We start from the raw sequence: 12,833 nt of genomic DNA, 5'->3' as shown, positions 1-12,833 counted from the left end.
ACAACGCCAGAAGGTGAGCGATGACAGACCAACCCGAGAGTCGTGTAGCGCACGCGGCTCAAGATATCGGAGGTTTCATCAGGGCACAGCGCGAAGGCGCGCAGGTGTCACTGCGTCAGCTCGCCGCTCTGGCGGGGGTAAGTAATCCGTACCTGAGTCAGATCGAACGCGGATTACGTAATCCCTCCGCCGAAGTACTCGCGCAGATCGCCAAGGCACTGCGGGTTTCCTCGGAGGTGTTGTATGTGCGGGCCGGATTTCTGGAACAGCGTCCGCACAGCCCGGTCCGCGACGCCCTGCTCGCCGATACTTCGGTATCCGAGCGGCAGAAACAGGTGTTGCTGGAAATCTATGAGTCGTTTCGCCGGGAAAACGGGGAAGAAGCCGGCTCAGGGGGGAACGAACGAGACAGTGACGTTTCGTTCACGACAACTGACACTCCGCCACACCAGGAGAATGAAGACTGATGACCGAAAAGACCGCCACTGTGTCCAAGCCGCTGTTCGCCACCGTCGGCGCCGGTGATGCCATCTACGCCGTCGTGAACGACGTTGTCGCCGACGTCCGTGGCCGCGTTGTCGCCACCGATGCCAAGGCCCGCGTCGAAGGGGCCCGCGAGCGCTTCGCGAACGTGCCCGCCGACGTGCAGGCCCAGCTCGACACCCTGCGCGAACGCATCTCCGGCCTGCCGTCGGAACTGCCGGAGGATCTCGCCGAGCTGCGCGAGAAGTTCACCCCGGAAGAGCTGCGCAGGCTGGCCGAGCACTACTACCGCCAGGCGCTCGACATCTACGCCGATCTCGCCGTTCGCGGTGAGGAGACCGTCGACCGGCTGCGCACCAACCAGTCCGTCGACGAGCGGATCGGCCGCGTCGAGACCCTGTACAAGGATGCCTCCGCTCGCGCCGAGGATGCCCTGGTCAAGGTCAACGACCTGCTGGGCCGTGGCAAGGCCGAGGCCGAGGCTGTGGCCGACAAGGTCGAGGCTGTTGTCGAGGCCGAGGTCGTCGCCGTGACCGACGAGACCGTTCCGGCCAAGGCGCCTGCCGCCAGGAAGGCCCCGGCCAAGAAGGCCGCGCCCGCCAAGAAGCCGGCCGCGCCGAAGACCATCTGAGAGCCTTCGCGTATCTCCGCTGACAGCGGCCCCGTACACCCTGTGTGTGCGGGGCCGCTGTTCGTATGATGGGGGCGTGAACATTGTGAATGGGATGACCTCGCTGATTCTGCTGGTCCTGTGGGTCTGTGCCCTCGGTGCGACGGTGTTCGCACTCATTCACGCGGTCCGGCAGCGTTCGGACGCCTTCACCGCGGTCGACAAGATGAGTAAGCCGATCTGGCTGGCCATTCTCGGCGGCGCGCTGGTGTTCCTGCTGCTCGGAGCGGGCGGGCTGGGGTTCATCGCGATCATCGGAATCGTCGCGACCGGTGTCTACCTGGTCGATGTGCGTCCGAAGGTCGACGAGGTGCAGCGCGGCCCGCGCTGGTAAAAGCTCGCGGCAGGGCTCGCGGGTGCGTGGTACGCAGTGTTACTGTATCTAGCAGTAACACGAAGGAGTGTGCCGATGCGTGCAACGTTGCCGACGGCTCTGGTGAACCTGGTCGATCAGGCGTCCACCGTGGTCAAGACCGTGCTGGCGGCCCACCGGGCCGACCTGCGAACCCGTTCGCACGGGATCGCGGCCTTCGATCCGCCGCGAATGCCCTATGACGTGATCCCGGTGGTCACCGCCGATGGGGCCCGCCTTCGGGTGCATGCCTACGGCCCGGTCGATGCGCCCGTCATCGTATTCGCGCACGGCTGGACCTGCTCGCTCGAATACTGGAACGCCCAGATCAACGCCTTCGCCGGCGAGTACCGCGTGGTCGCCTACGACCAGCGCGGCCACGGCGAGAGCACCAACGGGTACGCCCGCCCGAGCACGAACCTGCTCGCCGACGATCTGTGCGACGTACTCGACGCGGTTCTGCTGCCGGGTCAACGCGCGGTGCTCGCCGGACACAGCATGGGCGGGATGACGCTCATCGCCTGGGCGGGCCGCTACCCCGAGCGGGTCGCCGAGCAGGCCGCCGCGGTGATCCTCACCAATACCGGCGCGCACTCGCTGGTCGAGGTGTCGACCATGGTTCCCGGACTCAATGTGCCGCTGCGGATTCTGCGCGGTCGTGCGTTGCCGTCGCCGGATTGGCTCGGCAAGCTCATCCTCGGCACCCCGGTGCTCATGCCGCCGATCAAGCCGGTGCGCTGGATCTTCGCCCGCCAGGTGATGACCCTCGACACCTCGCGCGAGAAGCTGAACTACGCGCTCTCGGTGGTGCGTGGCTGCCCGATGATGACGCGCTCGCGGTACGGGTTCCTGCTCACGGGGCTGCACCTGGGCGATGACGCGAAGAACTTCTCGGTCCCCACCACCGTGCTCGCGGGCGATCGCGACGACATGACCCCGGCGATCCACGCCGAGCGCCTGGCCGCGCTGCTGCAGGAAGCGGGCACCCTGGCCGGCTTCAAGGTGCTGCCGACCGGGCATCTGGGCAACGTCGAACGCTTCGACCTGTTCAACGCCGAGGTGGCCGAGGTGCTCGCCGCCGTTCGCGAGCCCGTGCGCGCCCTGGCCTGATCGCCTGCGAGAATCGGCGGATGAGTTCTACCGCTGTGACCTCGGACGACCATCGGTTCGTGCTGACCCTCGGGTGCCCGGACCGGCCGGGCATCATCGCCAGGATCTCCTCGTTCATCGCTGAGTTCGGCGGCTCGATCTCCGAGGCCGGGTACCACTCCGACGGTGATATCGGCTGGTTCTTCACCCGGCAGGCCGTCAAGGCCTCGACGGTGCCGTTCGCCATCGACGAGCTGCGCGCGCGCTTCGCCGAGGTGGCCGCCGAGTTCGGTCCCGAGACCGACTGGCAGCTCCACGATTCCGGCCTGCCGCGCCGGGTGGTGCTGCTGGTCAGCAAGGACGGGCACTGCCTGCACGACCTGCTCGGCCGCGCGCAGGCCGGTGAACTGCCCGCCACCATCGAGGCGGTGATCGGCAACCATCCCGACCTCGCGGGCATGACCGAGGCGCACGGGGTGAAGTTCCATCACGTGCCGTTCCCGAAGGACCCGGCCGAGCGTGGTCCGGCCTTCGAGCAGGTGCGCGAACTCGTCGACTCCCACGATCCGCACGCGGTGGTGCTCGCCCGTTTCATGCAGGTGCTCCCGGCGCGGCTGTGCGAACACTGGGCAGGGCGCGCGATCAATATCCACCACAGCTTCCTGCCCTCGTTCGTCGGCGCGCGGCCCTATCACCAGGCGTACGCGCGCGGGGTGAAGCTGATCGGGGCGACCTGCCACTATGTCACCGCCGAATTGGACGCGGGACCCATCATCGAGCAGGACGTGATCCGGGTCGATCACGCCGATGACGTGCGCGACATGGTGCGACAGGGACGCGACATCGAGCGGGTCGTGCTCGCGCGCGGGCTGCGCTGGCACCTGGAGGGCCGGGTGCTCGTGCACGGTCGGCGCACGGTCGTCTTCGAGTGATCTATAGGTTGTAAAACGGTGCGGGATAACGGAATTCACCGGTCACGGCGGAGTCGTACGCGGTGAGCGGGCGGACCTGGAAGTACGGTGCCCAGTCGGCCTCGTCGGGCACGATGCCCAGGCGCGGACCGGGGACGAAGCCGAACCGGACGTAGTAGTCGGGGTCGCCGACCAGGCCGACGACCGACTCGTCGAGGGCATCGGCGGCGCCGAGGGCGGCATGGACCAGCGCCGAGCCGACACCGGACTTCTGCCGCTCCGGGTTGACACCGAGCGGGCCGAGCGCCAGCACCGGGAACGGGCCGATACCGGCTCTGGTGAGGCAGATGTGGCCGACGACGGTGTCGTATTCGAGCGCGACCAACGACAACGTCGGCATCCACGCCTCGTCGGTGCGTAGCGTGTCGACGAGAGCGGGTTCGGGTGGTTCGGTGACGGCCGGATCGCCCGCGTAATGCGGGGCGAAGGCGGCGCGGTGGATCGCGGCGATCGCCACGGCGTCCGCTGGGGTCTCGCGACGGATCAGCACAGGCATAAGTGTCCAGGATTCGGGTAGGTGAGCGCAATGATGTGCGGTGCCCGATCTGCCTGAAACGTCGACGCCCGCTGTCCCGGACGCGGCCGTGGGTATGCCATGCTCGGCAAATGACTTCCGCGCCGCTGACCCGGGCCGCCGTGGCCGACATGATCGACCACACCCTGCTCGCCCCGGAAGCGACTCCGGCAGAGGTCGACTCGCTGATCGCCGAGGCGCGCAAGCTCGGGGTGTACGCGATCTGTCTGTCGCCCTCGATGTTGCCGGTGCGCGCGCCCGGTCTGGTGGTGGCGACTGTCGCGGGTTTCCCGTCCGGCAAACATCATTCGCTGGTGAAGGGTGCCGAGGCGCGGCTGGCCGTGGACCAGGGCGCCGCCGAGGTCGACATGGTGATCGACGTTGGTGCCGCGCTGGCCGGTGATTTCAATGCCGTGCTCGCCGACATCATCACCGTGCGCGAGGCGACCGCGGATCGGGCCGTGCTCAAGGTGATCATCGAATCGGCCGCGCTCACCGATGCGGCGATCGTCGGCGCGTGCCGGGCGGCCGAGCGGGCCGGTGCCGATTTCGTGAAGACCTCCACCGGTTTTCATCCCAGCGGCGGTGCGAGTGTGCACGCGGTGCGGTTGATGGCCGAGACCGTCGGCGGGCGGCTCGGGGTGAAGGCCAGTGGTGGGATCCGCACCGCAGAGGACGCCGCCGCGATGATCGAGGCCGGTGCCACGCGGCTCGGGTTGTCGAAATCGGCCGCGGTGCTCGACGGTTTCGCCGAATGAACTGATCAGCAGGTGAACTCGGCCTGCTGACGGGATGGGTCGCGCGCGGCGTCGAGGGTGGTCTTGCCGCCCGAAAGATGCACTGTCACACCGTCATCGGTGACCTTCAGCTCCTGTGCGCGCAGGCCGAGCGGGTAGCTCTGCAAGCTCTGGGTGAAGGTCTCGACGATGCCCTGCACGAGGTCGGTGGGCAGGCCGATGCCGAGCAGCTGCGCCGACTTCGTGTCCACGGTGATATTGCCGTCGCGGATCAGCGGCTGCACTTCCAACTGGGCGAGGCCGCCGAGCACGTCGAGAGTCAGCACGCCGGTGCTCGCCGAGGAGCGCACGCCGCTCACCACGGTGCCGAGCGTCTCGCGGATGCCGTCGTTGTTCCAGGTCACGTCGGCGGTCGAGGAGTCGATGGTGCCGCCGCCGCGTCCGCGGTCGACGAGTTCGATGTCGTTGAATTTCGCGTGCACGACCATGCCGACCGCCGGGCCGAACTTGTTGTCCTCGCTGTCGACGGTGAGCGAGCCGACCTTGCCGTCCACATACGACAGCAACACCGGTCGCAGGCCGAACCCTACGTCGATGCTCGAGCCCATCTGTTGCTCGAACGCACCGCTGATGCATTGTGAGATCTTGTGTCGGGCATAGGCCTCGGTTCCGCCGATGGCCGCGACGAGCAGGATGGCGACCACCGCCAACGCGATCACCAGCGGGCGCCGACCGATTCTGGAGCGTGGGGAGTTCTGCGGGGTGGTCATGACATCGGATTCTTCCCGATCTTTCTGTGTCCGCTCTGAGGAGGGAGTGAAAGCCTGCACAGCAAAATGTGACCTGCCGCACTCGAGCGGGCGTAACCTGGGCGGCATGGCTGGCGAGGGCGCGCGCCGGGTGGCGGGGACACCGGATCATCGGTGGCGAGTGCTGCGCCGGCTCGCCGGACGGCACGCGGGCTTCTTCACCACGCGTCAGGTGTTGCGCACCGGGTGCGAATCGCAGGTCAGGGCGGCATTGGGCGACGGGTCGGTGACCAGGGCCGGGGTCGGGATGATGCGGCTGGGGCAATGGCGGGTGGGACCGCTGGATGAATACGCGATGTGGGCAGCTTGGTTCGACGGGGCGGCGGCGGTGTCGTATCAGAGTGCGGCGGAACTGCACGGGATCGGCAGGTTGGGGCCGCGGTTCCTGCATCTGTCGGTGTCGGCGGGGCGCCCGCCGGTGACACCGCGACTGGTGCTGACCCGACGCAAGCTCGCCGAGGTGGATGTGGAGTCCGCAGGGCCGTTTCTGGTGACCACACCGGTGCGGACCCTGCTGGATCTGGCCGAGACCGAGATCTCGCAGTCGGCGTTGGACGAGGTGGTGGCCGACGCGGTGGCGATCCACCGGTGCGATACCGACGAGATCTGGTGGGGTGGGCAGCAATTGGCGCCGCGGGCGTCGACGCGGGTGCGCCGGGCGTTAAGCCGGGTGTGACGGGGCGACCACGTCCCAGGGGACCGACAGCACACAGTCGCGCATGCGTCGCCGATAACGCTGCAGCGGGAACCCGTTGGCACGCAACATCTCCGCTGCTTCGCGCCAGCGAATGCGCGGGCCGTACGGCGCCATGGCCGCCGATCGCTCCCAGGCTTGGTCGGCGGCGGTGAGGAGGGCGTGGACGCGTTCGCCGGGAATGTTGCGGTGGATCAAGGCTTTCGGCAGACGCTCGGCGATATCGGAGGGTCGGTCCACGGTGAAGGGATCCCAGGCCAGGGTGAGGGAGAGGGGGCGGTGGCGGTCGAGCAGCACCCAGGCGCAGCGGCGGCCGAGTTCGTCACAGGTGCCGTCGACGAGGAGGCCGTCGGGGGCCAGGTTGGACTGGATTCGGGACCAGGCGTCGGGGACCGCGTCCTCGGGGTACTGGCGCAGGACGTTGAACGCGCGGACCAGGGTGGGTCGCAGGCCCGCCAGTTCGAAGCCACCGCGGGCGAAGCGGACGCCGTCGCGGGGGGCGACGACGCGGGCGGGGTCGATTTCGAGGCCGACCACTTCGAGATCGGGGCGGACCGTGCGCAGGCGAGCGGCCAGTTCGACGGTGGTCCACGGGGCGGCGCCGTAGCCGAGGTCGACAACCAGGGGGGAGGTGGATTCGCGCAGTGTCGCGCTGACGAGTTCGTCGTTGACGAGCCAGCGATCGCTGCGGCGTAGGCGGTTGACGCCGGTGGTGCCGCGGGTGATGGTGCCGACCGGGGGGATGGCCTTGCGGCTCGGGGCCACGGGTTGGGGTTGCCGAGGTGCGTCAGACCGACTTGTCGGCGGTCTGACGGTCGAGGTAGCGCAGGGTTTCCTCCTGCTCGGCGCGGAACAGGTCGACCAGGTTCACCAGCATCAACTGCTCCAGGCGCGGGCCGACCATGGGGATGAAGACCTTGGCGACGGGGGAGAAGCGCATGGTGGCGCCGGTTTCGGTGGGGAAAAGGCGGATGGAGCCGGTGAGGCTGCCGGGGCCCGCGGGGATCGAGGCGGAGAACTTGCCCTCGGTCTCGTCGTGAGCGAAGGGGCCCCAGCTCTCCTTGCGGGTGATGACCATGTCTTTGCGCATGACGGTCTGGGCGATCTCGGGCAGCATCTCACGCGGCAGCGTGTGGTGCAGGACCACCTCGATGCCGTCGTCGGTGACGTCGAGGCTCACCACCTCGTTGTTGGGCGCGTACTTGCGCATCTCGGCGACGCGGGCTTCCCAGTAGTCCCTGCTCTGGAGGGCTGTGTACAGCTCTTCGGTGGTGTGCAGCGGGTAGCGGGCGGAGTAGTCCAGTCTGCGTGCCATGGCAGGACACGTTACGGGGTTGAGGTGCGAACGGAGGGAAGAGGTGGGTTGTCTGTGGTCGGTCCTAGAAATCGAGGCCGACGGTTACCGGTTCCGGTTCCAGAGTCACGCCGAAGCGCTCCCACACGCCCGCGCGGACGGTGCGGGCCAGGGCCACGATGTCGGCGGCGGTCGCGGTGCCGCGATTGGTCAGGGCGAGGGTGTGTTTGGTCGAGAGGCGGGCGGCGGCGGTGTCGCCGGGGAAGCCCTTGGCGAACCCGGCGCGTTCGATGAGCCAACCCGCCGAGAGTTTGGTGCCGTCGGGGGCGGGATAGGTGGGCACCTTGACGTCGTCGCCGACGTGCGTGGCGATCGCGGCCAGTACCTGGGGCAGCTGCTCCTCGGTGACGACCGGGTTGGTGAAGAACGAACCGGCACTCCAGGTGTCGTGATCGGCGGGGTCGAGGACCATGCCCTTGCCTGCTCGCAGGCGGAGCACTTCCGCGCGCACCTGTGCGACGGGGCGGGTCTCGCCGTCGGCGGCGCCGAGCACCTTCGCCAGTTCGCCGTAGCGCAGCGGCGCGCTCATCCCGCTCGGATCCAAAGCGAAGTCGACGGCCAGGACCACGGCGTCGTCGCTGTGCTTGAGCACGCTGGTCCGGTAGCCGAAGCCGAGCTCGGCGGGCTCGGCCCAGCGCACGTCGCCGGTCGCTCGATCGAGCAGACGCACCCGGCGCAGCAGCGACGCGACCTCGACCCCGTAGGCGCCGACGTTCTGCACCGGGGTCGCACCGGCCGAACCCGGAATCCCGGACAGGCACTCCAGCCCGCCTAGCCCGGCCGCGACGGTCGCCGCGACGACCTCGTCCCAGTTCGCGCCCGCCTCCGCCACGACACCGTCGGTACCGAGCTCGACGCCGGTGGTGCGGACGCGGACGACCACGCCGTCGAAGCCCGCGTCGTCGATGAGCAGGTTCGACCCACCCGCCACCAGCAGGACCGCGATACCGGCCCCGTCCAGTGCCCGCACCGTGGCAACCAGGGCCTCGGTGGTCGGACACTCGGCGAGCAGCGCGGGCCCACCCACCCGCAAGGTCGTCAATTCGGACAAACGCACCGAATCCCGGACCGTCGCGCCGGTATCGGCAAGCAGGTCACGCAGCTGTTCGGAGGACACCACCCGTGTTGTACGCACGTCCGCAGACGGTACCGTGTCGAGCATGGCTACACCTCTGGCGTTCACTGCCGGCTACACGCATTCCGTTGATGCGGTGCGCGCCGCGTACTCCGACGAGCAGTACTGGAAGGCCCGGATCGCCGAGGTCGGCGGCCCCGGAGCCCGGCTCGACGCCTTCGCCGTCGACGGTGACCAGGTCCGCGTCCAGATGGTGCAAGCCATCCCCGCCGATCAGCTCCCGCCCGCCATCACCGCAGTGCGCCCCGGTGACCTGGTCATTCCGCGCACCGAGACCTACACCGGCACCGGCGGCATCTTCGAAGCCCACGTCGACGGCGCCCCCGCGGTGGTCCGCGGCACCGTCACCATGGCCCCCGACAGCGGCACCGGCTCCACCACCGCCATCAACGGCACCATCGAGGTGAAGATCCCGCTCTTCGGCGGCAAGATCGAGGCGGCCATCTCGGAACGCCTGATCGAACTCCTCGGCAACGAGGCCACCTTCACCGAGGAGTGGTTGAACCGCGGGTAGTCGCGCCTGCGCGAACCCTGACGGCGGGTTTCGGCATCGTCGGTGAGACAGCTGTCACGAGGTAGAGGTCGATAGCTCGGCGTACATTCGATGCGTGAGCAAACATTCGGTAACCGGTATGTTGCGCGCGCGGAGTGCTGCGCGGCGGGGTTCGTCGGCGCAGCGGCGTGCGCTGCACAGTCGGGGCGGACGGTCCGTGGTTGCGGTGATCGTGCTGGCGGTGCTTGTGGTGCTGACCGGGTGTACGGCCGACGGGCCGGGTGAGGCCGCCGAGGCGGCGGCACCGGTCGCACAGGTCACCATCGCGCCCACGCCCGGCGCCGTCGATGTCGATCCGGTCGCGCCCGTTTCGGTGACGGTCGCCCAGGGCACGATCGACCAGATCGCCCTCACCAATGCCGGTGGCAAGCAGATCACCGGCCAGCTCAGCCCGGACCGCACGACCTACAAGGTCTCCGAGCCGCTCGGCTACGGCGCGTCCTACACCTGGTCCGGCACGGCCATCGGCGCCGACGCGAAACCGGTCCCGATCGAGGGCACCTTCACCACGATCAGCCCGCAGTCGACCATTCCGGCCACGATCAATATCGGTGACGGCCAGGAGGTCGGCATCGCGGCGCCGATCATCCTGAAGTTCGCCGGGCCCGTCACGAACAAGGCGGCGGTGGAGAAGGCACTCACCGTCACCACCGACCACGACACCGAAGGGTCGTGGGCCTGGCTGCCCGACGACGGCGGCTCGCGCGTGCACTGGCGTCCGAAGAACTACTGGACGCCGGGCACCACGGTGCACGTCGCCGCGAATCTCTACGGCGTCGACCTCGGCGGCGGCGCCTACGGCGACTCCGATGTCACCTCCGACTTCACCATCGGCCGCAGCCAGATCGTCATCGCGAACGCCCCGAGCCACCGCATGCAGGTGGTCCGTGACGGCGCAACGATCTTCGACTTCGCTGTCTCCTACGGCGAAGGCAACGAGCCGCGCAATGTCACCCGCTCGGGCGTGCACGTGGTCACCGAGAAGTACGAGGACTTCATGATGTCGAACCCGCCGTACTACACCAACGTGCGCGAACGCTGGGCCGTCCGCATCTCCAACAACGGCGAGTTCATCCACGCCAACCCCGAATCCCTTTCCGCCCAGGGCTCTTCGAACGTCACCAACGGCTGCATCAACCTCTCGCCCGGCGACGCCCAGGCCTACTTCCCGACCGCCCGCTACGGCGACCCGGTCGAGGTGACCGGCACTTCCATCGAGCTGTCCCAGGCCGACGGCGACATCTACGACTGGGCCATCGATTGGTCGACTTGGCAGTCGATGTCGGCACTGCCCGCAGGCTCGGGAGTCGCCGCGCCTCGCTAGCCGATCCGTATCCACTCAGGCGTAGGCCAAGGTCTTGGTCGGCCAGCGCGGGTGGTTGGCGTCGATGACGTAGTTGTGGGTGTGCTGGTACCGGTTGGGGCCGATCTCGATGGCGTCGACCAGGATCGCCGGGTCGACCGAGCCGAGTTCGTGGACGTGGGTGATCTCGGTGGGGTCGTGGTGGGGCCAGAAGCGGACCGCGGCGGCCGTGCCGATGGCGGCGATGGCGGCGAGGGTGGCCCAGGTGGTGGTGAAGCCCGCGGTGGTGGCCAGCCAGCCGGTGATCGGGTAGGTGATCAGCCAGGCCAGGTGGGAGAGCGAGAACTGGGCGGCGAAGAGGGCGGGGCGGTCCTGTGCGCGGGCGGAGCGGCGCAGGACGCGGCCGGTGGGGGTGAGGATCAGGGCGGTGCCCGCGCCGATGGTGGCCCAGGTGGTGAGGGCGGCGGGCCAGTGCCAGTCGCCGGTCGGCAGGGTCGAGAGGGTGAGGGCGGCGGTGAGCCCGGTGAGCAGCACCGCCGCTCCGGTGAGCATGACCGGTCGCTCGCCGCGGCGGTCCAGGATCCTGGGCAGGGTGAGGGCGATGAACATCGTGCCGAGGCCGTTCGCCGCGAGCAACAGCGCGACGCCGGACTGGTTGCCGCCCAGCACATCTCGGGCGTAGTTCACGGTGTTGACCATCACCACCGAGCCCGCCGCGGCGACCACCAGGTTCAAGCCGAGCAGCCCACGCAGCCGCGGCGTCGCGGCGAACAGTCGCAGCCCGGCCGCGAGCCGCTCGGTGATCGCGCCGTCGCCGACGACCGCGTTCGGAATGCGCGCGGCCATCACCAGGGCGACCGAGACCGCGAAGCCGAGGCCGGTACCGACGAACAGCCAGTGGAAGCTGATCAGGCTCAGCGCCAGCGCCGCCAGCATCGGGCTGAGCAGTGTTTCCATGGTGGCGGCGAGCTGGGCGGCCGACAGCGCCTTCGTGTAGTCGCGTTCGTCGGGCAGGATGTCGGGCAGAATCGCCTGGTAGGTGGGGGTGTAGGCGGCCGAGGCGATCTGTAGCAACGTGATGAGCACGTAGATCTGCCAGATCTGGTCGACGAAGGGCAGCGCCAGCACGATCGCGCCGCGAACACCGTTGAGCGCCATCAGGAATTGCCTGCGCGGCAGCCTGCCCGCGTAGGCACCCGCGATCGGCGCGATGGTCACGTAGGCGACCATCTTCAGCGTCAGCGCGGTGCTGAGCACGATGGCCGCGTTGCCGCCTGCCAGCTCGTAGGCGAGCAGACCGAGGGCGACGGTGGTGAGTCCGGTGCCGAACAGGGCCGCGACCTGGGCGGTGAACAGCAGTCGGTAGTCGCGGTGGGCGAACAGTGAGGTTCTCATGTGCCGACCCTTTCAAGTCTGCTTATCTGCGTATGAATGCAATAAGCATCATATAGCGGGAAATATTCCCGAACCATCACGAACTCTTCGACTTGACCTCGAGGAAAGTTGAGGTAGGACGGTAGAGCGCAGCGGCGGCCGAAGGGTCGTCACCGACGAACAGGAACGTCATGAGCGCCACGGTTGACCACGTCCGAACCGCCACCGCCCCACTGCGGCTCACGGTCGTCATCGGCAGCACCAGACAGGGGCGCTTCGGCCCGACGATCGCGAGCTGGTTCGTCCGGCAGGCCGCACTGCGCGACACCATCACCGTCGATGTCGTCGACACCGCAGGCATCGAACTGCCGCACGCGTTCGGCGCCGCCACCGACCATCACTCCGTGGCGGAAGCCACCGAAAAGCTGTCGCGCGCCGACGCGTTCGTGGTGGTGACACCCGAGTACAACCACAGCTACCCGGGCTCACTGAAGAATCTGATCGACATCCACCACGCCGAATGGCAGGCCAAGCCGGTCGGTTTCGTCTCCTACGGTGGCATCTCCGGCGGCCTGCGCGCGGTGGAGCACCTACGTCCGGTCTTCGCCGAACTGCACGCGGTCACCGTGCGCGACTCGGTCGCCTTCCCGAATCCGTGGGGTCGATTCGACGCGGCGGGCGAGCTGACCGCCGCCGACGGTGCCGACGATGCCGCCGCGGTCATGCTGGATCAGCTGAGCTGGTGGGGCGAAGCCCTGCGCGCCGCGCGCACTGCTCACCCGTACGGGAAGTGAC

At 68.4% G+C, this 12,833-nt stretch carries 16 protein-coding genes; 10 read left to right on the top strand and 6 right to left on the bottom strand.

The window, feature by feature from the left end; translation table 11 throughout:
- Positions 1 to 20: 20 nt before the first annotated feature.
- The 5 genes from ACLJPD_RS07225 to purU all read left to right on the top strand — a co-directional run bounded on the left by ACLJPD_RS07225 (position 21) and on the right by purU (position 3,526).
- Positions 21 to 467, top strand: coding sequence for a helix-turn-helix domain-containing protein (locus ACLJPD_RS07225; RefSeq protein WP_410870959.1), 447 nt, complete (start codon positions 21 to 23; stop codon positions 465 to 467).
- Positions 467 to 1,114 (top strand): heparin-binding hemagglutinin, encoded by a 648-nt coding sequence (locus ACLJPD_RS07220; protein ID WP_410870958.1) that lies wholly within the window; start codon positions 467 to 469, stop codon positions 1,112 to 1,114. Before ACLJPD_RS07225 ends, ACLJPD_RS07220 begins: the two co-directional genes overlap by 1 nt.
- 94 nt (positions 1,115 to 1,208) lie before the next feature.
- Positions 1,209 to 1,487 carry a DUF2516 family protein gene (locus ACLJPD_RS07215; RefSeq protein ID WP_410871957.1) on the top strand — a complete coding sequence of 93 codons (279 nt, stop codon included), beginning with the start codon at positions 1,209 to 1,211 and terminating at the stop codon, positions 1,485 to 1,487.
- Between the two features lie 75 nt (positions 1,488 to 1,562).
- A complete protein-coding gene (locus ACLJPD_RS07210) occupies positions 1,563 to 2,615 on the top strand; it encodes an alpha/beta fold hydrolase (protein ID WP_410870957.1) in 1,053 nt (350 codons plus the stop codon).
- Positions 2,616 to 2,635: 20 nt separating this feature from the next.
- A complete protein-coding gene (gene purU / locus ACLJPD_RS07205; protein ID WP_410870956.1) occupies positions 2,636 to 3,526 on the top strand; it encodes a formyltetrahydrofolate deformylase in 891 nt (296 codons plus the stop codon).
- A 1-nt stretch (position 3,527) separates the two neighbouring features.
- Here the strand turns inward: purU and ACLJPD_RS07200 are convergent, their stop codons facing one another.
- Positions 3,528 to 4,055, bottom strand: a complete 528-nt coding sequence (locus tag ACLJPD_RS07200; RefSeq protein ID WP_410871956.1) for a GNAT family N-acetyltransferase — start codon at positions 4,053 to 4,055, stop codon at positions 3,528 to 3,530.
- 116 nt (positions 4,056 to 4,171) lie between these two features.
- Here ACLJPD_RS07200 and deoC point away from each other — a divergent pair, with 116 nt between their 5' ends.
- Complete coding sequence (gene deoC / locus ACLJPD_RS07195) at positions 4,172 to 4,837, top strand: deoxyribose-phosphate aldolase (protein ID WP_410870955.1); 666 nt, start codon at positions 4,172 to 4,174, stop codon at positions 4,835 to 4,837.
- Between the two features lie 5 nt (positions 4,838 to 4,842).
- Here the strand turns inward: deoC and ACLJPD_RS07190 are convergent, their stop codons facing one another.
- On the bottom strand, positions 4,843 to 5,586 hold the full coding sequence (locus ACLJPD_RS07190) for a DUF2993 domain-containing protein (protein ID WP_410870954.1): 744 nt from the start codon (positions 5,584 to 5,586) through the stop codon (positions 4,843 to 4,845).
- Positions 5,587 to 5,692: 106 nt separating this feature from the next.
- On the opposite strand from ACLJPD_RS07190, the gene ACLJPD_RS07185 reads away from it, so the two are divergent.
- Entirely contained in the window at positions 5,693 to 6,301 is a 609-nt protein-coding gene (locus ACLJPD_RS07185; RefSeq protein ID WP_410870953.1) for a hypothetical protein, read from the top strand.
- Here ACLJPD_RS07185 and ACLJPD_RS07180 read toward each other — a convergent pair.
- The 3 genes from ACLJPD_RS07180 to ACLJPD_RS07170 all read right to left on the bottom strand — a co-directional run bounded on the left by ACLJPD_RS07180 (position 6,287) and on the right by ACLJPD_RS07170 (position 8,793).
- Positions 6,287 to 7,084, bottom strand: coding sequence for a class I SAM-dependent methyltransferase (locus ACLJPD_RS07180; RefSeq protein ID WP_410870952.1), 798 nt, complete (start codon positions 7,082 to 7,084; stop codon positions 6,287 to 6,289). The genes ACLJPD_RS07185 and ACLJPD_RS07180 overlap by 15 nt on opposite strands.
- Positions 7,085 to 7,106: 22 nt before the next feature.
- The gene (locus ACLJPD_RS07175; RefSeq protein ID WP_410870951.1) at positions 7,107 to 7,634 is read right to left on the bottom strand and encodes a DUF2505 domain-containing protein; all 528 of its coding nucleotides are present in this window, start codon (positions 7,632 to 7,634) and stop codon (positions 7,107 to 7,109) included.
- Between the two features lie 64 nt (positions 7,635 to 7,698).
- A complete protein-coding gene (locus ACLJPD_RS07170) occupies positions 7,699 to 8,793 on the bottom strand; it encodes a UDP-N-acetylmuramate dehydrogenase (protein ID WP_410871955.1) in 1,095 nt (364 codons plus the stop codon).
- Between the two features lie 40 nt (positions 8,794 to 8,833).
- Here ACLJPD_RS07170 and ACLJPD_RS07165 point away from each other — a divergent pair, with 40 nt between their 5' ends.
- Positions 8,834 to 9,322, top strand: coding sequence for a DUF2505 domain-containing protein (locus tag ACLJPD_RS07165; protein ID WP_410870950.1), 489 nt, complete (start codon positions 8,834 to 8,836; stop codon positions 9,320 to 9,322).
- Between the two features lie 118 nt (positions 9,323 to 9,440).
- Positions 9,441 to 10,685 carry a L,D-transpeptidase gene (locus tag ACLJPD_RS07160; protein ID WP_410871954.1) on the top strand — a complete coding sequence of 415 codons (1,245 nt, stop codon included), beginning with the start codon at positions 9,441 to 9,443 and terminating at the stop codon, positions 10,683 to 10,685.
- 15 nt (positions 10,686 to 10,700) lie between these two features.
- On the opposite strand, the gene ACLJPD_RS07155 is transcribed toward ACLJPD_RS07160, so the two are convergent.
- Positions 10,701 to 12,059: an MFS transporter gene (locus ACLJPD_RS07155; protein ID WP_410870948.1), complete on the bottom strand. Its 1,359-nt coding sequence runs from the start codon at positions 12,057 to 12,059 to the stop codon at positions 10,701 to 10,703.
- 170 nt (positions 12,060 to 12,229) lie between these two features.
- Here ACLJPD_RS07155 and ACLJPD_RS07150 point away from each other — a divergent pair, with 170 nt between their 5' ends.
- On the top strand, positions 12,230 to 12,832 hold the full coding sequence (locus tag ACLJPD_RS07150; protein WP_410870946.1) for an NADPH-dependent FMN reductase: 603 nt from the start codon (positions 12,230 to 12,232) through the stop codon (positions 12,830 to 12,832).
- The last annotated feature ends 1 nt before the right edge of the window (position 12,833 follow it).

This window comes from Nocardia sp. A7 (assembly GCF_046549215.1).
Classification (GTDB): domain Bacteria; phylum Actinomycetota; class Actinomycetes; order Mycobacteriales; family Mycobacteriaceae; genus Nocardia.
The sequence above is the reverse complement of the archived record's forward strand: the minus strand, read 5'-3'. Positions and strand labels throughout refer to the sequence as shown.

Bases quoted from the DNA above. Each gene is read 5' to 3' on its own strand.
- ACLJPD_RS07225 (WP_410870959.1), top strand. From the start codon at position 21: ATGACAGACCAACCCGAGAGTCGTGTAGCGCACGCGGCTCAAGATATC.
- ACLJPD_RS07220 (WP_410870958.1), top strand. From the start codon at position 467: ATGACCGAAAAGACCGCCACTGTGTCCAAGCCGCTGTTCGCCACCGTC.
- ACLJPD_RS07215 (WP_410871957.1), top strand. From the start codon at position 1,209: ATGACCTCGCTGATTCTGCTGGTCCTGTGGGTCTGTGCCCTCGGTGCG.
- ACLJPD_RS07210 (WP_410870957.1), top strand. From the start codon at position 1,563: ATGCGTGCAACGTTGCCGACGGCTCTGGTGAACCTGGTCGATCAGGCG.
- purU (WP_410870956.1), top strand. From the start codon at position 2,636: ATGAGTTCTACCGCTGTGACCTCGGACGACCATCGGTTCGTGCTGACC.
- deoC (WP_410870955.1), top strand. From the start codon at position 4,172: ATGACTTCCGCGCCGCTGACCCGGGCCGCCGTGGCCGACATGATCGAC.
- ACLJPD_RS07190 (WP_410870954.1), bottom strand. From the start codon at position 5,586: ATGACCACCCCGCAGAACTCCCCACGCTCCAGAATCGGTCGGCGCCCG.
- ACLJPD_RS07185 (WP_410870953.1), top strand. From the start codon at position 5,693: ATGGCTGGCGAGGGCGCGCGCCGGGTGGCGGGGACACCGGATCATCGG.
- ACLJPD_RS07175 (WP_410870951.1), bottom strand. From the start codon at position 7,634: ATGGCACGCAGACTGGACTACTCCGCCCGCTACCCGCTGCACACCACC.
- ACLJPD_RS07165 (WP_410870950.1), top strand. From the start codon at position 8,834: ATGGCTACACCTCTGGCGTTCACTGCCGGCTACACGCATTCCGTTGAT.
- ACLJPD_RS07160 (WP_410871954.1), top strand. From the start codon at position 9,441: ATGTTGCGCGCGCGGAGTGCTGCGCGGCGGGGTTCGTCGGCGCAGCGG.
- ACLJPD_RS07155 (WP_410870948.1), bottom strand. From the start codon at position 12,059: ATGAGAACCTCACTGTTCGCCCACCGCGACTACCGACTGCTGTTCACC.
- ACLJPD_RS07150 (WP_410870946.1), top strand. From the start codon at position 12,230: ATGAGCGCCACGGTTGACCACGTCCGAACCGCCACCGCCCCACTGCGG.